The organism is Serratia sp. X10 (genome assembly GCF_017811775.1).
Classification (GTDB): Bacteria; Pseudomonadota; Gammaproteobacteria; order Enterobacterales; family Enterobacteriaceae; genus Serratia; species Serratia ureilytica.
Map to the genome: position 1 here is coordinate 253,602 of NZ_JAEIOH010000002.1, position 22,819 is coordinate 276,420.

19 protein-coding genes are annotated in these 22,819 nt (G+C 59.3%); 6 read left to right on the plus strand and 13 right to left on the minus strand.

Annotation, left to right across the window (positions count from 1 at the left end):
* Positions 1-62 precede the first annotated feature (62 nt).
* Both yejM and J9788_RS06710 read right to left on the minus strand, forming a co-directional pair.
* The gene (gene yejM, locus J9788_RS06705) at positions 63-1,844 is read right to left on the minus strand and encodes an LPS biosynthesis-modulating metalloenzyme YejM (RefSeq protein WP_182264135.1); all 1,782 of its coding nucleotides are present in this window, start codon (positions 1,842-1,844) and stop codon (positions 63-65) included.
* A gap of 9 nt (positions 1,845-1,853) precedes the next feature.
* Positions 1,854-2,081 carry a YejL family protein gene (locus J9788_RS06710; RefSeq protein WP_004935782.1) on the minus strand — a complete coding sequence of 76 codons (228 nt, stop codon included), beginning with the start codon at positions 2,079-2,081 and terminating at the stop codon, positions 1,854-1,856.
* 211 nt (positions 2,082-2,292) lie between these two features.
* Here J9788_RS06710 and yejK point away from each other — a divergent pair, with 211 nt between their 5' ends.
* Entirely contained in the window at positions 2,293-3,300 is a 1,008-nt protein-coding gene (gene yejK / locus J9788_RS06715; protein WP_042785067.1) for a nucleoid-associated protein YejK, read from the plus strand.
* Positions 3,301-3,384: 84 nt separating this feature from the next.
* Here yejK and rplY read toward each other — a convergent pair whose 3' ends face one another.
* Positions 3,385-3,669, minus strand: coding sequence for a 50S ribosomal protein L25 (gene rplY, locus J9788_RS06720; protein ID WP_004935776.1), 285 nt, complete (start codon positions 3,667-3,669; stop codon positions 3,385-3,387).
* A 162-nt stretch (positions 3,670-3,831) separates the two neighbouring features.
* Entirely contained in the window at positions 3,832-5,589 is a 1,758-nt protein-coding gene (locus J9788_RS06725) for a DEAD/DEAH box helicase (protein ID WP_182264136.1), read from the minus strand.
* Positions 5,590-5,905: 316 nt separating this feature from the next.
* Between J9788_RS06725 and rsuA the strand changes: the two genes are divergently transcribed.
* The 3 genes from rsuA (at position 5,906) to J9788_RS06740 (ending at position 8,796) form a co-directional block, all read left to right on the plus strand.
* A complete protein-coding gene (rsuA, locus tag J9788_RS06730) occupies positions 5,906-6,619 on the plus strand; it encodes a 16S rRNA pseudouridine(516) synthase RsuA (protein ID WP_046896353.1) in 714 nt (237 codons plus the stop codon).
* 41 nt (positions 6,620-6,660) lie between these two features.
* Positions 6,661-7,857: a Bcr/CflA family multidrug efflux MFS transporter gene (locus tag J9788_RS06735; RefSeq protein WP_033652528.1), complete on the plus strand. Its 1,197-nt coding sequence runs from the start codon at positions 6,661-6,663 to the stop codon at positions 7,855-7,857.
* A 594-nt stretch (positions 7,858-8,451) separates the two neighbouring features.
* Positions 8,452-8,796, plus strand: a complete 345-nt coding sequence (locus J9788_RS06740; protein WP_004935763.1) for a YejG family protein — start codon at positions 8,452-8,454, stop codon at positions 8,794-8,796.
* Positions 8,797-8,804: 8 nt separating this feature from the next.
* Here J9788_RS06740 and yejF read toward each other — a convergent pair whose 3' ends face one another.
* From yejF to J9788_RS06780, 8 genes are all read right to left on the minus strand, one after another.
* Positions 8,805-10,406 carry a microcin C ABC transporter ATP-binding protein YejF gene (yejF, locus tag J9788_RS06745; RefSeq protein ID WP_046896354.1) on the minus strand — a complete coding sequence of 534 codons (1,602 nt, stop codon included), beginning with the start codon at positions 10,404-10,406 and terminating at the stop codon, positions 8,805-8,807.
* Position 10,407: 1 nt separating this feature from the next.
* The gene (locus J9788_RS06750) at positions 10,408-11,433 is read right to left on the minus strand and encodes an ABC transporter permease (RefSeq protein WP_042785062.1); all 1,026 of its coding nucleotides are present in this window, start codon (positions 11,431-11,433) and stop codon (positions 10,408-10,410) included.
* Positions 11,430-12,524: a microcin C ABC transporter permease YejB gene (locus tag J9788_RS06755; RefSeq protein ID WP_182264137.1), complete on the minus strand. Its 1,095-nt coding sequence runs from the start codon at positions 12,522-12,524 to the stop codon at positions 11,430-11,432. The genes J9788_RS06750 and J9788_RS06755 overlap by 4 nt, the downstream gene beginning before the upstream one ends.
* Positions 12,525-12,533: 9 nt before the next feature.
* The gene (locus J9788_RS06760) at positions 12,534-14,345 is read right to left on the minus strand and encodes an extracellular solute-binding protein (RefSeq protein ID WP_046687527.1); all 1,812 of its coding nucleotides are present in this window, start codon (positions 14,343-14,345) and stop codon (positions 12,534-12,536) included.
* A gap of 82 nt (positions 14,346-14,427) precedes the next feature.
* Positions 14,428-16,020, minus strand: coding sequence for a cyclic di-GMP phosphodiesterase (locus J9788_RS06765; RefSeq protein WP_182264138.1), 1,593 nt, complete (start codon positions 16,018-16,020; stop codon positions 14,428-14,430).
* 393 nt (positions 16,021-16,413) lie between these two features.
* The gene (gene mepS / locus J9788_RS06770) at positions 16,414-16,989 is read right to left on the minus strand and encodes a bifunctional murein DD-endopeptidase/murein LD-carboxypeptidase (protein ID WP_033643815.1); all 576 of its coding nucleotides are present in this window, start codon (positions 16,987-16,989) and stop codon (positions 16,414-16,416) included.
* 410 nt (positions 16,990-17,399) lie between these two features.
* On the minus strand, positions 17,400-18,110 hold the full coding sequence (locus tag J9788_RS06775) for a phosphatase PAP2 family protein (protein WP_033643814.1): 711 nt from the start codon (positions 18,108-18,110) through the stop codon (positions 17,400-17,402).
* Between the two features lie 77 nt (positions 18,111-18,187).
* Positions 18,188-19,162, minus strand: a complete 975-nt coding sequence (locus tag J9788_RS06780) for a GTP-binding protein (protein WP_046896357.1) — start codon at positions 19,160-19,162, stop codon at positions 18,188-18,190.
* 319 nt (positions 19,163-19,481) lie between these two features.
* On the opposite strand from J9788_RS06780, the gene J9788_RS06785 reads away from it, so the two are divergent.
* Entirely contained in the window at positions 19,482-19,790 is a 309-nt protein-coding gene (locus tag J9788_RS06785; protein WP_004935734.1) for a type 1 fimbrial protein, read from the plus strand.
* A gap of 61 nt (positions 19,791-19,851) precedes the next feature.
* Here J9788_RS06785 and J9788_RS06790 read toward each other — a convergent pair whose 3' ends face one another.
* On the minus strand, positions 19,852-21,324 hold the full coding sequence (locus J9788_RS06790) for a mannitol dehydrogenase family protein (RefSeq protein WP_182264139.1): 1,473 nt from the start codon (positions 21,322-21,324) through the stop codon (positions 19,852-19,854).
* Positions 21,325-21,616: 292 nt separating this feature from the next.
* On the opposite strand from J9788_RS06790, the gene uxuA reads away from it, so the two are divergent.
* On the plus strand, positions 21,617-22,807 hold the full coding sequence (gene uxuA / locus J9788_RS06795; protein ID WP_046896359.1) for a mannonate dehydratase: 1,191 nt from the start codon (positions 21,617-21,619) through the stop codon (positions 22,805-22,807).
* The last annotated feature ends 12 nt before the right edge of the window (positions 22,808-22,819 follow it).

Consider the following 22,819-nt stretch of genomic DNA (forward strand, 5'->3'; position numbering starts at 1 on the left):
TACTACCGATTCTCGATGTTTATGCAAGCGCCTTACCACTTGATTGCTTTAGTTTTAAGCAGTTAGTTGGCGATAAAGCGTTTTACATCGGTCAGCACCTGCAACAGCAGAGCAAGCTGCGGTTTCTCGTCTTTTATTTCATCACCGCTCTGATCGTAGACGCGATAGTTGCCGCTGTTGTCCAGCATCAGCGTCTGCGTCGGCGTGGTGATCACCAGCTGGTTGCCATCGCCGGTGGCGATCCAGTTGTTGCGGCGCTGGGCGGTAAACAGATCTTCGCCCTGCGAATAGTCTTTCGGCGCGGTTTTCACGTGCAGCAGCCGTTGCATCAAGGTACGCATCACGTCGTTATGGCCGGTCAGCTTGTTGATGGTCTGCGCCGGCGTGCCCGGCCAGTGGATCACCAGCGGCACCTGCAGCTGCGCCTGGTTGAAGGCGGTGCCGGCGCCCCATTGGCCTTTGCCGCTGTCGTTGAACTCGACGCCGTGCTCGGCGGTGATCACCACCACGGTTTTATCCAGCAGGCCGCGCTGTTTCAGGGTGTCCAGCACCTGGGCTATCTGGGCGTCCACGTCCTGGGCGCCGGTGCGATAGCGTTGGATAAAATCGGCCGGCGCCGGAGTTTTAGCACTTTCGGCCGGCTCGGCGCCGCTGAAGTTGATATAGGAGAACCACGGCTCTTTGTCGCCCTGATCCGTCAGCCAGCGTTGCCATTGCTGCGTGGTCTGCGCGTCGCTTTGCGGCGCCGGCGTCGGCAGCGAGAAGTCGGTCAACAGGGCCTGACGGTACAGGCTGGCGTTGAAGCCGTCGGACGAGAACAGCCCCAGTTGGTAACCTTGCTCGCCGAGCGCGTTGATCAGCGCCGACGGCTTGCGGCCGGCGAGCACGCTGTCCAGATAGGTCGGGGAAATGCCGTAGAACAGGCCGAACAGCCCGGTGTCAGCGTGGTTGCCCGAGCTGTAGTGATCGCTGAAGCGCACGTTTTCCTGGGCGAAACGCGTCAGCGTCGGCATGTCCTGCGCCACGTCTTTGGCGCGAATGCCGTCCACCACGATCATCAGCAGGTTATAGCCGCTGCCCTTATCGCCGTAGCTGAGATCGCTGAGCGGGTACTCCACCGCCACCGCTTCCGGATTGCCCTGTTGCACCAGGCGGCGTTCATATTCTTGCTGATCGAGCAGGCCGTGTTTTTCGAGGAACTTGCGCGCGGTCATCGGGTACGAGAGCGGCAGGTTGGCCCGCTGCATGGTGATCGGGCGATAGAAGTTGGCGTCGGCCCAGATGTAAATCAGGTGCGAGGCGAAAAAGGCGCTGATGAACAGCGCCGCCAGCGGCTTGCCGAAACGGCGGCGGTTCAGGCTGCGCAGCTTCTGCCAGCTCCAGGTGCCGAACAGCATCTCCACCAGGAAGATCACCGGCACGCAGATAAACATCAGCTGCCAGTCGCGCGACAGCTCGCTTTGATCCGGGTTGACCACCAGATCCCACACCACCGGATTGAGGTGCAGGTGGAAATGGGAGAACACCTCGCTGTCGACCAGCAACAGCGTGAGCCCGGCGGTGGCCAGCGCGGCGGAAATAAATCGCAGCAGCCGCTGCGACATCACCACGAAGGTGAGCGGGAAGATCACCAGCAAATAGCCAGCGAACACGATAAAGCTGAAATGCCCCAGCAGGCTGACCAGGGCATAGACCCGGCCCAGCAGGGAAGCGGGCCAGTCGGTGACAAACAGGTAGCGGCTGCCCAGCCCAAGGGCGAGCAGGATGTTGAATAAGGCGAACCAGTGCCCCCAGCTGATCATCTGGGAGACTTTTTCACGATAACGCTGACGGTTTGTCACCATAAATAAATATTAATGCGCTTTATCTTCACGGACAGAAGCCTGCAGGGCTTCCGCGAACGATCTCGCCAGGGTTTTCCGCTGCGCGGGGGCAACGCTGGTGTTGATCAAATTAGTGACCATATTGCCCAGCACCATCAGGGAAAGATCGGTGGGGGTATGGTGTTTTTCCAGAACATTGACCAGCTCTGAGAGCAGTTGTTCAACGTGTTCGTCACTGTAACGGGATGATTGTGGCATAAAATTGCGCTTAGTAATCTGCAAAGTGCCCTATCTTACCGTATAGGACAGTGATTTTCCGCTCTTTTATCACTTCCTGTCATTCGGGAAAGGGTTCGCCCGTGACGGGGCCGCTCACCGCTGCGCCTTTCCGGTTTGCCGCGGTTTTTTAGTATTGCAGGGCGGGGCCTTCAGTGTTTGAATACGCGCCTAAAGAACAGGAGGATTTACCATGAGTCTGGATATCGACCAGATCGCTCTGCACCAGTTGGTGAAACGCGACGAGCAAACGCTGGACGTGGTGCTGCGCGATTCCTTGCTTCCCACCAACGCGGCGGTGGAAGAAATGATGGCGGAACTGCATCGCGTCTACAGCGCCAAGAGCAAGGCCCTGGGCTTGTTCAACGAGGGCAGCGAGCTGGCGGAAGCGCTGCGCACCTGCCGCAAGGACGATAAGGACTTTCTGGCCTTCAGCCGCGCGGCGACCGGCCGTCTGCGCGACGAACTGGCGAAGTATCCATTCGCCGAAGGCGGCGTGGTGCTGTTCGGCCAATACCGCTATCTGGCGGTCGAGTACCTGCTGATCGCGGTGCTGAACAGCCGTAACAGCATGCGCGTCAACGAAGAGCTGGATATCAACACTACGCACTATCTGGACATCAACAACGCCGATATCGTTGCGCGCATCGATCTGACCGAGTGGGAAACCAACCCGGAATCGACCCGCTATCTGACCTTCCTGCGAGGGCGCGTGGGCCGTAAGGTCGCCGACTTCTTCATGGATTTCCTGGCGGCGTCCGAAGGGTTGGACACCAAGGCGCAAAACCGCGGGCTGCTGCAGGCGGTGGACGACTACTGCGCCGACGCGCAGCTGGACAAGAATGAGCGCCAGTCGGTGCGCCAGCAGGTGTACAGCTACTGCAACGAACAGCTGCAGGCGGGCGAAGAGATCGAACTGCAGGCGCTGTCGCAGGAGTTGTCGCCGGTCGGTGAGAAAGACTTCATGCAGTTCTCCAGCGAGCAAGGCTATCAGCTGGAAGACAGCTTCCCGGCGGATCGCGGCACGCTGCGCCAGCTGACCAAATTCGCCGGCAGCGGCGGCGGTATCAGTCTGAACTTCGACGCCATGCTGCTGGGCGAGCGCATTTTCTGGGATGCAGCCACCGACACGCTGACCATCAGAGGCACGCCGCCGAACCTGCGCGATCAGCTGCAGCGCCGGACCGGCAGCGGCAAGTAAGCTTGCCGAATCGCAGACAATAAAAAACGCCGCAATTGCGGCGTTCTTTATTTCGGCGTCCCGAAAGGTTCGAAAACGTAGCGATTAAACGCGAACGAAGTCGATGTGAGCCAGTTTTGGCTTGAACGGGTGACGCTGTACAGCCTGAACCTTAACTTTGGTTTCTTTACCGTCGATAACCAGAGTTACTGCTTCGCTGTAGAATTCTGGTTTAGCTTCCATGTTCTTGACAGAATCATGATCCAATTCGATGGAAACTGCAGCTTCTTTGCCACCGTAAACGATAGCTGGGAATTTGTTTGCTGCACGCAGGCGGCGGCTCGCACCTTTACCCTGGTCTTTACGTACTTCTGCATTGATAGTGAACATTGTTTTTTCTCTTAAAAGAAAATTTACCCTGCTACAGGCGACCCAAGTAGCAAGTTCGGAATTCCGCTTTAACGCTGGGCAGGCCCAGGTAAAGCGCGCGGCATTTTAACGGAAAGCCGCCCGCAGGGCAACGAAAACCTGCCCAGATTGAGGGCCGCTCGCTCAGGCCAACTGATTGGCGCGGCGGAAACGGCCTTGATAATCGAACACTTTCTCACGCACCTGCCAAAACTGCCCGCGCTTGCGTGCCACCACGAAATCCGGATGGCGCAGCGCTTGCCGTTGCGCCAGCACGTCGGCGGCGGTGTGCCAGGCGAACGGCACGCCCGGCGCGCGCTGGTGCGGGCGCAGGAACAGCATCTCGAACGCTTTGCGCTGCGCCGGCGTCTGCAGGCGGAAGCGCTCGCTGGTACTGGTGCCGTCCTCGTCGTAATAGGTGGCCTTCAGCCATTCGCCCTTGTCGTCGCGGCCGCTTTGCAACTCCATGCCGCCGCAGCGCAGCACCAGCGCGTCTTTCAGCTTCAGCGCCGCCTTCAGCATGTCGTCAGGATCGACCAACACCTCCTGACACTGATGGCAACGGCGCGCGGCGATGTCGTTCTCCGCGCCGCAGTGCGGGCAGCTCTTGAACCGGAAGCGGTAATCGCACTGTTCGCGGTGGCCGTCGTCGTCCTCCAGCCAGCCCTGGCAGCGGCGGCCGTAGTGTTCGATGATGTCGCCGTTTTCGGTGCACTTGCCCCAGAACAGGTTGGCGAAGCCGCAGGCCGGGCAGAACACCTGCACCGGCTGGCTGTCGCCGTGCGGTTTGCTGACGCCGACCTCCGGCGTAAACAGATCGTGCGGGTTGCCGGCGTAGTCGAGGATCAGGCAATCCTTTTTGTCGGGCGCCAAACGCAGCCCGCGCCCGACGATCTGCTGATACAGGCTGACGGACTCGGTGGGGCGCAGGATAGCGATCAGGTCGACGTGCGGCGCGTCGAAGCCGGTGGTTAACACCGCCACGTTGACCAGATAGCGCAGATGCTGCTGTTTGAACGCCTCGATGAGCGCATCGCGCTCGGCGGGCGGCGTTTCGGCGCTGACCAGCGCGGCTTCGCCGTTCGGCAGCAGGCCGTGGATCTCGCGGGCGTGTTCGACGGTGGCGGCGAAGATCATCACGCCTTTGCGGTCGTCGGCGTACTCTACAATCTGGCTGATGATATGCGGCGTGACGCGGTTTTGCCGTTTCAGCTCACGGTTCAGGTCCGCTTCGCTGAACAGGCCGTTGCTCCTGGCCTCCAGACGGCTGAAGTCGTATTGCACGATCGGCATATCCAGCCGCTCCGGCGGCACCAGAAAACCGTGTTTAATCATGTAGCGCAGCGGCAGCTCATAGATGCAGTCGCGAAACAGACTGGCGCCGTCGCCGCGGGTGAAACCGTGGTAGTGGTACTGGTAAATCCAACCTTTGCCCAGCCGGTACGGCGTGGCGGTCAGCCCCAGCAGCCGCAATTGCGGGTTGGTTTTCTGCAAATGCTGGATGATTTGTTGGTACTGGCTGTCGTCGTCGTCACTGATGCGGTGGCATTCATCGACGATCAGTAGCGAAAAGGCGCCGTCGAACAGCGGCAGGTTGCGCGCCACCGACTGCACGCTGCCGAACACCACTTTGCCGGCGCTCTCTTTTTGTTGCAGACCGGCGGCGAAGATGTCCGCCTCCAGGCCGTAGGCGCAGTATTTGGCGTGGTTTTGCGCCACCAGTTCCTTGACGTGCGCCAACACCAGCACCCGCCCACGGGCTCGCTTCGCCAGTTCGGCGATCACCAGGCTTTTGCCGGCGCCGGTCGGCAGCACGATCAGCGCCGGTTCGGGACGCCGCCGGAAATGGTTGATGGTGGCTTCGACCGCTTCCAGTTGGTAGGGGCGTAGGGTAAAGGCCATAAATGAACGCCGTAGGTTGGAATGGGCCGCGGGGGTTAGGTTTGTCAGCGCTGTTGCCACAGAAACGCTGACATTTTACGCCCCGGGCGACCGAGAAATGTCTATATTATGCCTTCTGAGCGCGCGCGGTGCGAGAAGCGTGAAAATTACCCCTGTCGGGCAACGCGTTGTGTCGCTATACTTGTGTGACAGCAATCGCTGTTCCCCCACGCGATTCCCCCCCTGAACCTGCTATTTGCACCCGGTGCAACGGCGGGCGTCATATTTTGGCAATACGATCAATGCGATCATAACAACGACAGGCAAAGCAGATCCCATGCGATTGGACAAGTTTTTATCTCAGCAGTTAGGTATCAGCCGTGCGCTGGTCGCGCGCGAACTTCGGGCTAAACGCGTCACCGTGGACGGTGAGGTAGTGAAGAGCGGGGCTGTCAAACTGACCCCGGAGCAAGAAGTGGCGTTCGACGGCAATCCGCTGCAGCAGCAGAACGGCCCGCGCTATTTCATGCTCAACAAACCGCAGGGCTACGTCTGCTCTACCGACGATCCCGATCATCCGACGGTGCTGTATTTCCTCGATGAGCCGGTCGCGTACAAACTGCACGCCGCCGGGCGGCTGGATATAGACACCACCGGGCTGGTGCTGATGACTGACGACGGCCAGTGGTCGCACCGCGTCACCTCGCCGCGCCACCACTGCGAGAAAACCTATCTGGTGACGCTGGAGCACCCGCTGGCGGAAGACACCGCGCAGCGTTTCGCCGCAGGGGTGCAACTGCACAACGAGAAAGATCTGACGCGGCCGGCGACGCTGGAGCAGGTTGACGAGCATGTGGTGCGCCTGACCATCAGCGAAGGGCGCTACCACCAGGTGAAGCGGATGTTCGCTGCGGTCGGCAACCGGGTGATCGCGTTGCACCGTGAGCGCATCGGCGCCATCGTGCTGGATGACGATCTTGCGCCGGGCGAATACCGTCCACTGACCGAAGAAGAGATCGCCAGCGTGGGCGCGCCGCACCTGCAGGACTGATAACCGATCATTGATTGCGGCCGATTAAGGAGTCGTGGAACGTGCAACAGAACCGAACCTCTCATCTCGGTTTGATTTTTATTCTGGGCCTGCTGTCCATGCTGATGCCGCTGGCCATCGACATGTACCTGCCCAGCATGCCGGTGATCGCCGCCCAGTTTGGCGTCGAGTCCGGCAGCGTGCAGATGACGCTCAGCGCCTATATGCTCGGCTTCGCCTTCGGGCAGCTGTTCTATGGGCCGATGTCGGACAGCATCGGCCGCAAACCGGTGATCTTGTGGGGAACGCTGATCTTCGCCATCGCCGGTTGCGCCTGCGCCATGGCGCAGTCGATCGATCAGCTGATCGGACTGCGTTTCTTGCACGGCCTGGCCGCCGCCGCCGCTAGCGTGGTGATCAACGCCTTGATGCGCGACATGTTCACCAAGGACGAGTTCTCGCGCATGATGTCGTTCGTCATTCTGGTGATGACCATCGCGCCGCTGCTGGCACCGATGATCGGCGGGGCGCTGCTGCTGTGGTTCAACTGGCATGCCATCTTCTGGACCATGGGCGCCGCGGCGCTGATCGGTTCACTGTTGGTGGCCTTGTTCATCAAGGAGACGTTGCCGAAAGAGCGGCGACAGCGGTTCCACCTGCGCACTACGCTGGGCAATTTCGGTTCGCTGTTTCGTCACAAGCGGGTGCTGAGCTACATGCTGGCCAGCGCCTTCTCGTTCGCCGGCATGTTCTCGTTCCTCAGCGCCGGGCCGTTCGTCTACATCGAACTGAACCAGGTTTCGCCGCAGCACTTCGGTTACTACTTTGCGCTGAATATCGTCTTCCTGTTCCTGACGACGCTGATCAACAGCCGCAACGTGCGGCGATTCGGCGCGGTCAAGATGTTCAAGCTGGGGCTGCTGGTGCAGCTGGCGATGGGGCTGTGGCTGCTGGCGGTGAGCGCCGTCGGGCTGGGCTTCTGGGCGCTGGTGATCGGCGTAGCGGTCTATCTGGGATGCATCGCGATGATCTCCTCCAACGCCATGGCGGTGATCCTGGATGATTTTCCGCATATGGCGGGCACCGCGTCTTCCCTGGCCGGCACGTTGCGGTTCAGCATCGGCGCGCTGGTGGGCGCGGTGCTGTCGATGGCGCCGGGCAAGAGCGCCTGGCCGATGGTCACCTCGATGGCGCTGTGCAGCATTGTGGCGGTGTTGTTCTATCTGTACGCCAGCCGGCCGCGCGATCGCGCAGCCTGACGTTCTCCAGGTTCGGGGCGAAGTTGCCCCGAGCCGTCAAAGGGTTGCGCCTTGCCAGTTTGTGGTGCAACCGGCAATGAAAATTTTGTTGCTAAACATATGCCTGCTAATCAATGGGTCATTTACCCTTCTGTGTGCTTTTTGTTAAAAAATACCGTCGCTGAGCTGCCCGATATCCTCCGGTATCGCGGCGTTTTGCCGGCGGGTCGGTGCGGGCGGTTTGCAATAGGGGTGATGTAAATCAAGGCATTAGTGGAGGACGGTGCGCTAACGCGACGGGTGAAATGTTTCTTCAATGTAAAAATATGGCGACGAAAAAGTAGTCGCATTGCAAGAAAAAAGAGTTGAGATCGCTGCGGGAAAGGGTTACATATAACGCAAAAATGCGAGCTGAGTCGCAAAATGCCGTGAAATAACACCGTACGGCGCGCCAAAAAATGGCACGGCATCGGCAAGCACGGGGTCAGGTTAATCGCTTGCGGCAAAATTTACATTTAAATAACATTTGTGCGCGGCAGAGTCGGGAGTCAACGGCTATAACTTAGTAACCCTGTCAGGTAAAAGTGTTTCACCTTTTCAAACTAGGGATTTCATGTGGAGAGTATCCAACTTTCGGTAGTGCATCGCTTGCCGCAAAGTTATCGTTGGCTATCCGGTTTCACCGGCGTAAAGGTCGAACCGATTCCGTTTAACGGAATAGACGAGGATAACAACCTGATTGGGCTGAAGCTGCTCAGCCATGAAGGGGCCGAGGCCTGGCAGGTGATGCAACAGCTTAATCTGTCGTTGCAGGAGATTCAGGTCGACTGCGCGATCGTCGAATGGGAAGGGGAACCTTGCCTGTTCGTGCAGCGCAGCGATGAGAGCGCGACGATGTGCCGCCTGAAAAACGTCGGTGCCGCGATCGCCGAACCGCTCAGCGCGCAATACCCCTTCTGAATTCGCCGCTAATCCGCCAACTGCAACAGTTGTCGGGTATAGTCGGCTGCAGGCGCCGCGAAAATGGCCCGGCAGTCCCCTTGCTCAACCACTTCCCCCTGTCGCAGCACGATGACCTGGTGGCATAGCGAACGCACCACCTGCAGGTCATGGCTGATGAACAGATAAGCCAGCCGGTGGCGTTGCTGCAGCGATTTCAGCAGCGTCAGGATCTGCGCCTGCACCGATTTATCCAGTGAAGAGGTCGGCTCGTCGAGGATCAGCAGCTGCGGCTGCAGGATCAGCGCGCGCGCGATGGCGATACGCTGGCGCTGACCGCCGGAAAACTCGGTAGGGTAACGATGGCGCAGCTGCGGATCCAGGCCGACCTCCTGCAACACCTCGATCACGCGCTGCTCCCGCTGCTCGGCGTTCAGCCGCTGGTGCACTTCCAACCCTTCGGCGATGATCTGCTGTACGTTCAGGCGCGGGTTGAGGGCGGAATACGGGTCCTGGAAGACGATTTGCATCCGGCTGCGGTAGGGCAGCATTTGTTTCATCGTCAGCGGGTGCAGCGGTTCGCCGTCGAACCAGATGGCGCCCTGCGAGGCCAGCAGACGCAATAGCGCTAACCCGGTGGTGCTTTTACCCGATCCGGATTCCCCCACCAGCCCCACGCTTTCCCCGGCGCGCAACTCGAAGCTCAACGATTTCAGCGCATAGTGATAATCCACCGTGCGGCGCAGCAGGCCGCGCCGGATGGGGAAGCGCACCTGCAGATCTTCCACCTTGAGCAGCGGCCGCTCGTCGCCGGGGCGCACGGTGGGCAGCGGCAGCGGTTCGCCAACGTCTTCGGCGGCCAGCAGCTGCTGCGTGTAGGGATGCTGCGGCCGGCTGAACAGCTGCGTGCGGCTGTTTTGCTCCACGCAGCGCCCTTGGCGCATCACCGCCACGTTGTCCGCCAGACGGCGCACAATATTCAGGTTATGGGTGATGAACAGCAACCCCATGCCCATTTCTTGTTTCAATTCTTGCAACAGCGTCAGGATCTGCGCCTGGATAGTCACGTCGAGCGCGGTGGTGGGTTCGTCGGCGATCAGTAATTGCGGGCGGGTTAACACCGCCATGGCGATCATCACGCGTTGGCGTTCACCGCCGGAGAGCTGATGCGGATAGTCCTGCAACCGGGTTTTGGCCTGGCGGATGCCGACGCGCTCCAGACAGTCGACGATCTCTGCGCGCGCGGCTTCGCGCCGCAGGCCGCGGTGCAGCATCAGCACTTCCGCCAGTTGCTTCTCAATGGTGTGCAGCGGATTGAGCGACACCATCGGTTCCTGAAAGATCATCGCGATCTGATTACCGCGCACTTTGCGCAGGTCAGCCTCCGGCGCATGCAGCAACGAGTTGCCGTTGAACAGAATATCGCCGCCAGGGTAAACCACCGGCGGCGCGGGCAGCAGTCGCAGTATCGACAGGGCGGTGACGCTTTTGCCGGAGCCGGATTCTCCCACCAGCGCCAGCGTTTCCGCCGGGGCTATTTGTAAAGAGAGTTCGTTGACCACCGGCGTGACGGCGTCGCCCTGACGGAAGGCGATGCTGAGATCCTGGATGGCGAGCAGAGGTGTAGCCATATCAATGCGCCTTGCTGGGGTCAAAGGCGTCGCGTACCGCTTCGCCGATAAAGATTAATAACGACAGCAGCACTGCCAGCACCAGGAAGGCGGTGATGCCGAGCCACGGCGCCTGCAGATTGTTTTTGCCTTGCAGCAGCAGTTCGCCGAGCGACGGCGAACCGATCGGCAGACCGAAGCCGAGAAAATCGAGCGACGTCAGGGTGGTGATCGAGCCGCAGAGGATAAACGGCAGGAAGGTCAGCGTCGCCACCATGGCGTTGGGCAGCATGTGGCGGGACATGATGACCCGATCCGGCACGCCCATGGCGCGCGCGGCGCGGATATAGTCATAGTTGCGGGTGCGCAGGAACTCGGCGCGCACCACGCCCACCAGGCTCATCCAGCCGAAAAGAATAGTGATGCCGAGCAGCCACCAGAAATTGGGCTGGACGATGCTCGACAGCAGAATGATCAGAAACAGCGTCGGCATGCCCGACCACACTTCGATAAAGCGTTGCCCCCACAGATCGAAACGCCCGCCGTAATACCCCTGCGTCGCGCCGACGCACACGCCGATCAGGCTGGAAAACAGCGTCAGCGCCAGGCCGAACAGCATCGAAATGCGAAAACCATACAGCACGCGGGCCAGCACGTCGCCGCCGTTGCTGTCGGTGCCCAGCAGGTTATGGCGCGAAGGCGGGGAGGGGAAGGGCACTTCGGTGGCGAAGTTGATCGTGTCGTAGCTGAAACGGATCGGCGCCCAGATCGCCCAGCCGTGCCGGTCGATTTGGCGCTGGACGAACGGATCCTGATAGTCGGCTTCGGTGTTCAGTTCGCCGCCGAACGCGGTTTCGCTGTAGTTGATCATAAACGGCAGGTATAGCCGGCCTTCATAACGCACCAACAGCGGTTTGTCGTTGGCGATAAGATCGGCGGCCAGGCTCAGGGTGAACAGCGCCAGAAAGATCCACAGTGACCAGTAACCGCGGCGGTTGCGGCGAAAACGCGCCCAGCGCGCCTGATTGATTGGGCTAAGGCGGCTCATTGGCGGGCCTCGAAGTCAATGCGCGGATCGACCAGGGTATAGGTGATATCGCTGAGAATGTTCAACAGCAGGCCGATCAGGGTGAAGATATACAACGTGCCGAACATCACCGGGTAGTCGCGCTGCAGCGTGGCGTCGTAACCCAGCAGCCCCAGGCCGTTGAGCGAGAACATCACCTCAATCAGCAGCGAGCCGGTGAAAAACATGCTGATAAAGGTGGCCGGAAAACCGGCGATCACCAGCAGCATGGCGTTGCGGAACACGTGGCGGTACAGGATCTTTTTCTCGTCCAGACCCTTGGCGCGGGCGGTGGTGACGTACTGTTTGCGGATTTCATCGAGGAACGAGTTTTTGGTCAGCATGGTCAGGGTGGCGAAACCGCCGATCACCGTCGCCAGCACCGGCAGCGTGATGTGCCACAGATAGTCGGCGATCTTCGCCGGCCACGAGAGGGTATCGAAGTTGCTGGAGACCAGGCCGCGCAGCGGGAACCAGTCGAGATAGCTGCCGCCGGCGAACAGCACGATCAGCAGGATGGCGAACAGGAACGCAGGAATGGCGTAGCCGATAATGATCAGCGTGCTGCTCCAGGTATCGAACGCGCTGCCGTTGTGGACGGCCTTGAGGATGCCGAGCGGGATCGACACCAGATAGATGATCAGCGTGCTCCACAGGCCCAGCGTGATGGAGACCGGCAGGCTTTGGCCGATCAGCTGCATCACTGAAGCGCCGCGAAACAGGCTGTCGCCGAAGTCAAAACGCATGTAGTTCCACAGCATGGTGAAGTAGCGCTCGTGCAGCGGTTTGTCGAAGCCGTAACGCTTAGTGATCTCGGCGATCACCTCCGGATCCAAACCGCGCGAACCGCGGTATTGGCCTTCAGTTGCGGCGGGAACGCCGGCACGAGCATGGCCCAGGCCTTCATTCACGCCGCCGCTGCCAAAACCGCTGCCCTGACCCAGTTCGATGGCGGCGATGGCCTGATCGACCGGGCCGCCGGGGGCGATTTGCACGATAAAAAAGTTGATGGTGATGATCGCCCACAGCGTGGGGATCACCAGCAACAGTCTGCGTATCAGATAGGCTGCCATGCCGACTCCTTATTGCCGTTGAGCCGGCAAGCGCGCCGCCTTGTTGACGTCGTACCACCAGTTGTCGAAGCCGATGGCGTAGGCCGGGCGGATCGGCGGCGTGGAGAACTTGTCCCAATAGGCGTAGCGGTCGTGGTTGGAGTACCACATCGGCAGCATGTAGCGGTTCCAGGTCAACACCCGATCCAACGCGCGGCCGAGCGGCAGCAGCGCTTTTTCGTCGCCCTGATGCTCAGCGATTTGCCTGACCAGGCTGTCGACCGCCGGATCCTTGACGCCGGGGGTGTTATAGCTGGAGTTGATGTACTCCGAATCCCAAATGATGCGTAAATTGGCGGTGGGGAACGGCATCGCCATATACACCGTCGGCATCATATCGAAGTCGCGTTCGCGCATGCGGCGCGTATATTGCGAGGCGTCGATCTCGCGGATTGCCATATCGATGCCCAACCGCTGCAGGTTGTGGCGGAACGGCAACACGTACTGGAAGTTGCTGCCGCTCAGCAGCATCAGCTCAAAGGCGAACGGCTGGCCGGTTTTGGCGTTGACCAACTTTTGATTTTTGACCACCCAACCGGCCTCTTTCAACAGTTGGGTCGCCTTCAGCAGATTTTGCCGATCGTTGCCGCTGCCGTCGGAGGCGGGCGGTTGATAGATGCTGGTGAACACCTCAGGCGGCACCTGGCCTTTGAGCGGCGCCAGCAGCGCCAGTTCGGCGGCGTCCGGATAGCCGCGGGCGGCGTAGGCGGTGTTTTGGAAATAGCTGTCGGCGCGTTGATAGGCGTTGTAATACAGCGCCTTGTTCATCCAGTTAAAGTCGAAAGCCAGGGTGATCGCTTCGCGCACGCGCGGGTCGGCAAACAGCGGTTTTTGGATGTTGAACGCCAGCCAGCGGGTGTTTTGCGCCGCCTGGTTGGTTTCGTCCTGTTTGATGATGTAGTTGCGCGCGAAGTTGCCGCCCTGATACTGGGTGGCCCAGCTCTTGGGCGACGGCTCGATGCGGAAATCGTAAGCGCCGGCCTTGAACGCTTCCAGCGCCACTTTATCGTCCAGATAATAATCGTAGCGAATGCTGTCGAAGTTATAGCGGCCGCGGTTCACCGGCAGATTGGCGGCCCAGTAGTCGCGCACCCGTTGATAGGTGATGTACTGGCCGAGGCGATAATCGCCGATTTTATACGGGCCGCTGGCCAACGGCGGCGTGTTGAGCGGCTCGTTGAGCTTATGGTTTTGCCAAAAGGCGGCCGGGAGAATAGGCAGGCTGCCGAATAACGACAGCATCGCTTCTTTGTTCGGCTGCGGGAATTCAATGCGCACCGTCAACCGAGAGATGGCTTTGACCGTGACGCCTTTGTAGTAGGAGCGAAACTGCGGCACGCCCTCGGCCATGAATTTGCTGAAGGTGAAGGCCACGTCGGCGGCGGTGATCGGGCTGCCGTCGTGGAAACGCGCGCGGGCGTTGATATCCACTTCCACCCAACGCATGTCGGCCGGGAAACGCGCCGATTCGGCAATCAACGGATAAAAGCTGCCGGGTTCGTCGTCGGACGTTGCGAACAGAGTATCGTAGAGTTCGTCGGTACGCGCACCGGGCACGCCGCGGGTGGCGAAGCGGTTGAAGTTATCGTAGGTGCCGATGGCCGCCAGCCGCACGTCGCCGCCTTTGGGCGCCGCCGGATTGACGTAGTCGAAATGGCTGAAGTCGGCGGCGTATTTCGGTTCACCGAGAAGGGCGAAAGCGTAGCTTTCGTTGAGGGCTTCGGCCTGCGAGGCGAAGCTCAGTGCCGAGAGCACCAGAGCAGCGAAAATGCGCACGGACATCAGACGTTAAGCTCCTGCTGTGGAATAAAGTACAACCGGCGCCTAGCATAACATTCTTCGGGCGGGCGCAGGGTAAAGATGCTTAAAGATTAACTATTTTTTCCTGATAATCAAAGACCTGATGAGCGTTGCAGTAAGCGACGAAATTAGCGATGCTAAGCGGCTTGCTGAAGTAATAGCCCTGCATGAAGTTAACGCCGCGTTCTTGCAGGAACTGCATCTGCTCGGCGGTTTCCACGCCTTCAGCCACCGTCAGCATTTTCAGCTTTTTCGCCAGCGAAATCACCGCATCCAGCACCGGCGCGGTGACCGTGTCCTGGCCGATGGTGTTGACGAAGCCGCGATCGATCTTCAGGTAATCCATGGTGAAACGCTCAAGATAAATAAGCGCGCTGTGGCCGGTGCCAAAATCGTCCACCGCGATCTCGATGCCCTGTTTATGCAGCCAGTCGAACTCCGCCAGTGCGCTCTCTTCCTCCACCATGCCGCGTTCGGTGATTTCGAACACCAGCGTAAAGTAATCGCCCGGCAGCTGCGCCAACAGTTCATACACGTCCTGATGGAATGACGGCGCGCTAAGGTGGGCGGGGGAAATATTGAGGCCGATCTTGCTTCCCCGCGGCAGCGCCTTGGCGAGCTGCGGCGCATCTTCGGCAATCAGCCTGAACAGATGGCGGGTGAGCGGCACGATCAGCCCGTTGCTTTCGGCGTATGGGATAAAGACATCCGGGGGAATGCGGCCCTCGATAGGGTGCTGCCAGCGGATCAACGCTTCCAGCCCGCCGATGCTGTTGCTGCCGCTATGGAACACCGGCTGATATTCGATGAAGAACTCGTTGCGCTTGATGCCGCGCAGTAGCGCGCGCTCCGGGCTTTGCCGCAACAGCAGCATGTAGTAGCAGAGCACGCCGATCATCAGCGACAGCACCAGGCTGCCCAGCAGCGTCAGGCGAATATCGTTGGGCGTCAGTTTCTCGTTGTAGAACAGGATGCTCAGCGGCAGATTGGGCAGCGTCAGGGTATCCGCCTTGTCTTGTGGCAACTGCGCGATCGGCATCAGGTTCGGGCTGAAGGTGGTCAGCGCGCGGTTGCCCATCACGATGGCGATGCCCGGCGCCTGCTCGTCATGCGAAGTGAACAGCAGGTAGGGCATCAAATTGATGTCCAGCGTGGCGAGGATGCCGGTCGCCGATGCGCCAGGATGCCGCAGCCAAACCGCGACCGCCGGCTTGTCCGGTACGATCGGCGTGCCCTGCTGCAGCTTCAGATCCAAAGGCAGGTGGGTATCGATGTCCTGATACACGTTTTTCATCGGCAGCATCATGTCGCCGGTGGCGGAGGAGCAGTAGGCGTAACCGTCTTTCACCAGCAGGAAGGTGCGCACGCCGCTGGTAAAGGCCGCCTGATAGGTGATGTCCGACTGGCTTGAGAGACAGGGTTTGTCCAGCAGCGGCATCATTTTTTGCATGACATCCGTCAGGTGCGAGATATAACCCAGCGCGAATTTTTGCGTACGCGCTTCAACCTTGTGTTGATATTGCGTGCGCTGGTGGTTGATCAAAGAAAGTGTGACCGCGGTGAATAGCGTAAAAAATAGCAGAGCGGCGACGACGCTTTTGGCCAGACTGCGCTGTCGGTGCGACACGCTGCGAGAAAACGCCCTTTTCAAGCCCATAACCGAGACCTCTGCAACGTGGCGTCAGGCGTGTCGCGCAGCCATTTAATGGATTGTGCCAACGGCTTTTTTTTCATTTTTTGCCTTTTATCCTGTACCCAACCGGCGACGCCGTTTAAATACAAGGCGTCGCCGACAGAAATATAATGCACCTATTTAAGCGGAAACGTTTTAAATAACGCCGGGCGCGCCGTTGCCGTCATCTGACGATAATAGGCGAGTTTTTCCTCGTCGGCGCGATTTCCGGCCGGCAGTTTATCAAAATAATGGTGTGAGGTGACGATAAGGCCTGGCTCAGCCCCGGGGGCTCTTGTTCGACAGCCAAAAAAAACGCCGCCCGTAGGCGGCGTTTATCGCTCGTTTGGTATTCAGGATCTTCAGGGCGTTGCGCCGTCAGCCGTTGGTCAACACTCGGCGCGCTTCTCGGTAACGTTTATTCCAATAGTTATCGGTCAGCTTGGAAATCATGACGCCACTGCTGGTAGAAGCGTGAACGAACTGATCGTTGCCTAAATAGATGCCGACATGGCGCCCGGTAGAACCGGCGCGGAACAGCACCAAATCGCCGGCGCGCAGTTTGGTGCGCTGGATTTTCTTACCGAGGTCTTCCTGTTCGTAGGTAGAACGCGGTAAATCCATGCCGAACTGTTCGCGGAAGGTGCGTTGTACAAACGCCGAGCAATCGATGCCGCGCTTGGTGTCACCGCCTAAACGGTAGCGAACGCCTTTCCAGTCCGCGTACTGATCCATAATCTTTGACTTGACGTCAACGTTGCGGACCATCGCTTCGAATTCATCCTGAGAGGCTTGCAGTAAAAGACCGTCTTTGTCATTAACTGCACGCATCTCAGTTTGTGCGTTACTCAAGTTCGAAGTGTGAGTCGAGCTGCACGCTGACAGCATAACCGCAGCGGCAATTGCAGGGACTACCCGCAAAAAATATCTCAGAAACGGTTGAGATTTGACCATTGTTGTTGTTTTCCCTTGAAGTCCTTAACGACGAAAGTCGCTACCTGAAAAATGCCAAACGAAACGAGCCTAGTCCGCACCTGTTGCATCGACAATCAGTTACCGTTGAAAACGTGCGGGAACGCACATTTTTATCGGATTCCGTACTGATTCGACTTAAACCAGGCACAAACGCATCTGAGATTACCGGAACAAATAGGGGATTGCGAGTCTTTTTCCGGTCTTTTTTATATGAATTTGTGATGTAACATAATGTAAAACTTCATATAAAAAACGCCAATTGTCCGATGTATGAATCTGGCGTGAAATCAGGTTGCAAAAGCGTTAACGGGAGGCAGAGAAATTTTGCGCATCGCGAGGGGATAAAATGCGGGAGGCGGGCGCCTCCCGGAATGACTTATAGACGTAAGTTATGGTTGGCCGGGGCGGTGCTTGCCGGGCAACAGGCGATTCAACCGTTCGATAATCCAGTCGCTGCAAGGCGTCATCAGCACCCAACTGGCGCCAACCAAGACCACGGACAGCGAGCCTACGGCGATATCGGTAAACCAGTGGGCGCCAATCATCACGCGCGGCAATGAAAAGATCAGCGTAATCAGCAGGGCGACGGCAAAGGCGCCGCGGCCGAAATAGCGCAGCATAAAGCAGGAAAAAATAATCAGCATCATGCCGTGGTCGCCGGGGAAGCTGTCGCCGGAGGCGTCCTTGGTGGGGATGCCGGTCAATGCGCTGACGCGATTGATATTGTCGAAGGTCAGGGTGGGGCTCGGATGCTTCACCGGCAGCAGGTGGCCAAGCTGATTCAGCACCACGGCGGTCAGCAGCATCACCACGCCGGTGATCACCAGACGGCGGCGGCCGGCGGCGTCCTGCTTCAGGTAGAAGTACAAATACAGCAGGCCCATGGCGAGCAGCGAAATCACATCGAACGCGCGGTTATTGGTGATGGCGACCAGATGCAAAAATGCCGGGTCGGTGGCCAGATGGCGGTTAAAGAAGAAGAAGATCGCCGAATCCAGGGTAAACCAGCCGCCGTGATTGGCCGGCAGGAACCAGGACAGAAACAGCGCAACGCCCAGTAAGTTGAAGAAGAGAATGAAGGGTAAATTGCGGCGTGTCATGACATAAACCTGTTGGAAAAATGAAAACGAAACAAAACCGGCCGCCCTGCGGCAACCGGGGGGCAACGGTACGGGGTTTAACTTAAACGAATCTTAAACAAGGCGGATTGCAGGGCGTTCCAGTCGGCATTTTCGCTGTGGATCAGTTCAACCCGGCTGTCGAGCGGCGCGTTCGGGCGGGTTTCGATGTTGAGATCCTGGCCCTGGCGATTGATCAGCAACGTGCCTTCGGGGATGCGCACCACGCCTTTGGCACGTTCGACCGGCGCCAGCCGCACCCATTCCATAAAGCCGACGGTATCGAACCGGGTGTCGCCGTCAAAAATCCAGCCGCAGCTGGTGAAGCCTTGCCCTTCGTTCAGCGCTCGCCGCCAACGCGCGTTCTCCGGCAGCCGCAACGCCGCCAGTCCTTGCGTTTTCGCCTGACCATGATGATGTCGTGCGTCCGGCAATTCTGTACGATTTGTGCGAGGAAGTGACAACAGCGCGACATCCGCCTCGCCTTGCGCGATGGCGTAGCAGGGACGCTGCAGCGGATCTTGCGCCGTCCAGGCTTCCAGCGCCCGTCTGTCTTCCGGCCGATAGGTATCGCTTTTGCTGGCCAGGATAACGTCGGCCGCGGCCAGCTGATCGCGGAAGTTTTCGTTGTCGCGGTAGCGGGGCTGACTGAGTTGACGGGCATCCAGCAGGCACAGCGTGGCCTGCAGATCGATCCAGCCGGCATAGCTCTCCTGGGTCAGCAGCGACAGGATTTGCTTCGGATGCCCGAGTCCGGTCGGCTCGATCAGCAGCCGGTCCGGTTTGGCCTGCTGCAACAGCATATTCAGACCCACCTGCATCGGCAGGCCGTTGACGCAGCACATGCAGCCGCCGGGGATCTCTTTGAGCACCGCGCCGCTGTCCGCCAGCAGCGCGCCGTCGATGCCGATCTCGCCGAATTCGTTGACCAGTACCGCCCAGCGTTCATGCTCGGGTTTATGGGCCAGCAAATGGCGGATGGCGGTGGTTTTACCGCTGCCGAGGAAGCCGGTAATCAGATTGGTTTTAGTCATTAATCATTCCTGGGTGCAAAAATCAACCTGCCTTATAAATGAGCGACTCTGCGCGGTCGCGGCGGCGAGTGCGATTTAATTTGTGCTCTACCTCGCAAATTTTGCACGCCACGATGCGCTTTTCAACCGGCAAAATCCACCTTTCTTGGCAAGAAAATTCTTAGATAAAACCCTGTATTAGATGCGGTTAACTTTTGTTAGTAGCTTGTTTTTACATTGTTAATGACGCGATTAACGATCAAATCCCGTCCCTTTCCTTGCGATTATTCCGAACAAGATCCTCTATGGTTAAATTGGCTTAACTAAAAATGAGGTTGCCATGAATACCTTTCGGTTATTTTTGATCGTAGGAATGTTGTTTTCATGGACGGCAGTGAGTCAGGCAGGAGTGGCCGGCGGGGTAATTCGCTTCGTCGGCTCTATCGTTGAAAGTCCTTGCACGGTCAAGATTGCAGATTCTAAGGCGAATACGCAATGTTACCGCAACGGCCAGCATTATCAGGCCCAGCAAGCGTTGTCAGGTTTTGATACTACACGCAAAGAACTTCCGCTGAATCTTGGCACAACCGAAATGAAGTGGGTAGACCAACAGAAAAAACTTGCTGTTATGACGGTCGTTTATCGTTAAGTCGTTCCGCCATGCCGGCGTAACGTTACGCCGGCATGGTTATTCTCAGCCTGCGGGCACTTCACCGCTCCACCCACTCCTTCACCGTTTCACGCGCACCGCGATCGCGCAGTGACAAATAGGCTTGCGTCACCGCCTCGGTAAACGCGGCATGCGTCGCCAACTGTTCGCCAAACACCGATTTCAGCGCCAGGAGCGCCGTTACGCGCCGCCGATCGTCCGGAGTGGCGGCGATCGTTTGTTGCAGGACATCTGCCAGCGGATCGCGAATGTCGATGGGCTGGCCGGCGTCATCGACACCGCCGACGTACCGCATCCAGCCCGCCACGCCCAGCGCCAGCCCGCTATAGTCGCCGCCGTGCCGCAGATGCCAGCGCACGGCGTCCAGCAGGCGCTGCGGCAGCTTTTGCGTGCCGTCCATGGCGATCTGCCAGGTGAGGTGTTGCAGCGCCGGATTGCTGAAGCGCGCGATAAGCTGCGCGGCGTAGTCGGGCAGACTGATGCCGGTGACGCTCAGGGTCGGGGCCTGCTCGCGCAGCATCAGCCGCTGTGCGGCGCGGCGGTAGTGCTCGTCCGTCATGCACTCGTTGATATAGCGGTAGCCGCCCAGGTAACCGAGATATGCCAGGAACGAGTGGCTGCCGTTCAGCATGCGCAGCTTCATATGCTCAAACGGCAGCACATCGCGGACCAACTGGGCGCCGGCCAGCTCCCACGCCGGGCGTCCGGCGGCGAAATTGTCTTCCACGACCCATTGAATGAAGGGCTCGCAGGCGATGGCGCATTCGTCACGTACGCCGCCCAGCGCGGCGGCGATCTCATCCAGCGTGGCCGGCGTGGCGGCCGGCACGATGCGATCGACCATGGTGCAGGGGAAGGTGGCGGCGGAGGCGATCCAGTCGGCGAGCGACGGATCCCGCGCCTGCGCCAAATCGAGCACCGCCCGGCGCAGCACGTGGCCGTTCTCCGGAATATTGTCGCAGGAGAGCAGGGTGAAGGCGGGCAGCTCGCGTTCACGCCGTAGCCGCAGCGCCTCCACCAAAATGCCGGGTGCGGTCTGCGGCTGATGCGGCGCCGCCAGATCGGCGACGATCCCCGGATGCCGCCGATCCAGCCGCCCGCTGCCGGGTTCGATGCAGTAGCCCTTTTCGGTAATGGTCATCGAGACGATCGCCACCTGCGGCTCGGCCAGCTTCTCCAACACCGCGGCAATGCCCTCCAGCTTGCGGTGCACGCTCTCATGCACTGCGCCGATCACCAGGGCCTGATGGCCGTCCGCGCCTTTCTCCAGCACGCTGTATAAATGATCCTGTTGCCGCAGCGCCTGAAACAGCGGCACGCCGCCGGACAGGCTGACCTCGCAAATGCCCCAGTCGCCGCCCTGGGCGTTCAACACCCGATCGGTCAGCAGCGCCTGATGCGCACGGTGGAATGCGCCGAAACCCAGGTGCACGATGCGGCTGCGCAGGGCCCGGCGATCATAATTCGGTTGCCGGACGGCGCCCGGCAGCGGGGTGTTGGCGATCGTATTCATCTCATCTCCAAAGCGAGTAGACAGCTGGCGGGCCACTTGCGTCAAGTTAGCGGACCAGTTTGCCGACGCATGGACAGCGGGGCGCCGGCGATAAAAAACTGCCATCAGTCTAAAGTTGTCGGCAGGTTAAGGGAATTGGTCAGGCCAAAATAAGCCAGAATCGTGAAGCGGATCAACCCATGGACGGTTCAATTTTGACAGCGTGCGGCGAAAGAGTAAGTTAAAGCTAGCTGATATCTAAATTAAACTGGTATAACAACATCGCGATGCGAGACAGACATAAGGACACAACATGGAACAAACATGGCGTTGGTATGGCCCGAACGATCCGGTCTCTTTGGATGACGTGCGTCAGGCCGGGGCGACCGGGGTGGTCACGGCGCTGCACCATATTGCGAACGGCGAAGTCTGGCCGATCGACGAGATCCGCGCGCGGCAGGCGCTGCTGGCGGAAAAAGGGCTGGTGTGGTCGGTGGTGGAGAGCGTGCCGGTACATGAAGAGATCAAAACCCACAGCGGCGATTGGCGGCGGCATATCGCCAACTATCAACAGACGCTGCGCAACCTCGCGGCCTGCGGCATCGACACCGTCTGCTACAACTTCATGCCGATCCTCGACTGGACGCGCACCGATCTGGCCTATTCGCTGCCGGACGGCGCCAAAGCGCTGCGTTTCGATCACATCGCCTTCGCCGCGTTCGAGCTGCATATCCTGCAACGCGCCGGCGCCGAGGCGGACTATACGGCGCAAGAGCGCAGTCAGGCGGCAGCCTATTTCGCCGCCATGAGCGAGGAGGAGAAAGCCACGCTGACGGGCAACATCATCGCCGGGCTGCCGGGGGCGGAAGAAGGCTATACGTTGGAGCAGTTCCGCCGCCGCCTGGCGGAATACGACGGCATCGACAAGGCGCAACTGCGCGAAAACATGGCGGTCTTTCTGCGCGCCATCGTGCCGGTGGCGGAAGAGGCCGGCATCCGGCTGGCGGTGCATCCCGACGATCCGCCGCGGCCGATCCTCGGCCTGCCGCGCATCGTCTCCACGATCGAAGACATGCAGTGGCTGAAGCAGACCGTCGACAGCATTCATAACGGCTTCACCATGTGCACCGGTTCCTACGGCGTGCGCGCCGACAACGATCTGGTGCGGATGATTGAAACCTTCGGCGATCGCATTCACTTTACCCACTTACGCGCCACCTGCCGCGAGGAAAACCCGAAAAGCTTCCACGAGGGGGCGCATCTGCAGGGCGATGTGGACATGGTGGCGGTGATCGAAGCGATCCTGACCGAAGAACTGCGTCGGCAGCGGGCGGGCGATCGGCGGCCGATCCCGATGCGCCCCGATCATGGGCATCAGATGCTGGACGATTTGAAAAAGAAAACCAATCCGGGCTATTCGGCCATCGGGCGGTTGAAAGGGCTGGCGGAGCTGCGCGGCGTCGAGCTGGCGCTCAAGCGGCGCTTTTTCCCGGAATTGCCGTAGCGGAAAATGAAA

Bases quoted from the DNA above. Each gene is read 5' to 3' on its own strand.
- mepS (WP_033643815.1), bottom strand. From the start codon at position 16,989: ATGGTCAAATCTCAACCGTTTCTGAGATATTTTTTGCGGGTAGTCCCT.
- J9788_RS06710 (WP_004935782.1), bottom strand. From the start codon at position 2,081: ATGCCACAATCATCCCGTTACAGTGACGAACACGTTGAACAACTGCTC.
- J9788_RS06725 (WP_182264136.1), bottom strand. From the start codon at position 5,589: ATGGCCTTTACCCTACGCCCCTACCAACTGGAAGCGGTCGAAGCCACC.
- rplY (WP_004935776.1), bottom strand. From the start codon at position 3,669: ATGTTCACTATCAATGCAGAAGTACGTAAAGACCAGGGTAAAGGTGCG.
- J9788_RS06775 (WP_033643814.1), bottom strand. From the start codon at position 18,110: ATGACACGCCGCAATTTACCCTTCATTCTCTTCTTCAACTTACTGGGC.
- J9788_RS06750 (WP_042785062.1), bottom strand. From the start codon at position 11,433: ATGAGCCGCCTTAGCCCAATCAATCAGGCGCGCTGGGCGCGTTTTCGC.
- rsuA (WP_046896353.1), top strand. From the start codon at position 5,906: ATGCGATTGGACAAGTTTTTATCTCAGCAGTTAGGTATCAGCCGTGCG.
- uxuA (WP_046896359.1), top strand. From the start codon at position 21,617: ATGGAACAAACATGGCGTTGGTATGGCCCGAACGATCCGGTCTCTTTG.
- J9788_RS06785 (WP_004935734.1), top strand. From the start codon at position 19,482: ATGAATACCTTTCGGTTATTTTTGATCGTAGGAATGTTGTTTTCATGG.
- J9788_RS06765 (WP_182264138.1), bottom strand. From the start codon at position 16,020: ATGGGCTTGAAAAGGGCGTTTTCTCGCAGCGTGTCGCACCGACAGCGC.
- yejK (WP_042785067.1), top strand. From the start codon at position 2,293: ATGAGTCTGGATATCGACCAGATCGCTCTGCACCAGTTGGTGAAACGC.
- J9788_RS06790 (WP_182264139.1), bottom strand. From the start codon at position 21,324: ATGAATACGATCGCCAACACCCCGCTGCCGGGCGCCGTCCGGCAACCG.
- J9788_RS06760 (WP_046687527.1), bottom strand. From the start codon at position 14,345: ATGTCCGTGCGCATTTTCGCTGCTCTGGTGCTCTCGGCACTGAGCTTC.
- yejF (WP_046896354.1), bottom strand. From the start codon at position 10,406: ATGGCTACACCTCTGCTCGCCATCCAGGATCTCAGCATCGCCTTCCGT.
- J9788_RS06780 (WP_046896357.1), bottom strand. From the start codon at position 19,162: ATGACTAAAACCAATCTGATTACCGGCTTCCTCGGCAGCGGTAAAACC.
- yejM (WP_182264135.1), bottom strand. From the start codon at position 1,844: ATGGTGACAAACCGTCAGCGTTATCGTGAAAAAGTCTCCCAGATGATC.
- J9788_RS06755 (WP_182264137.1), bottom strand. From the start codon at position 12,524: ATGGCAGCCTATCTGATACGCAGACTGTTGCTGGTGATCCCCACGCTG.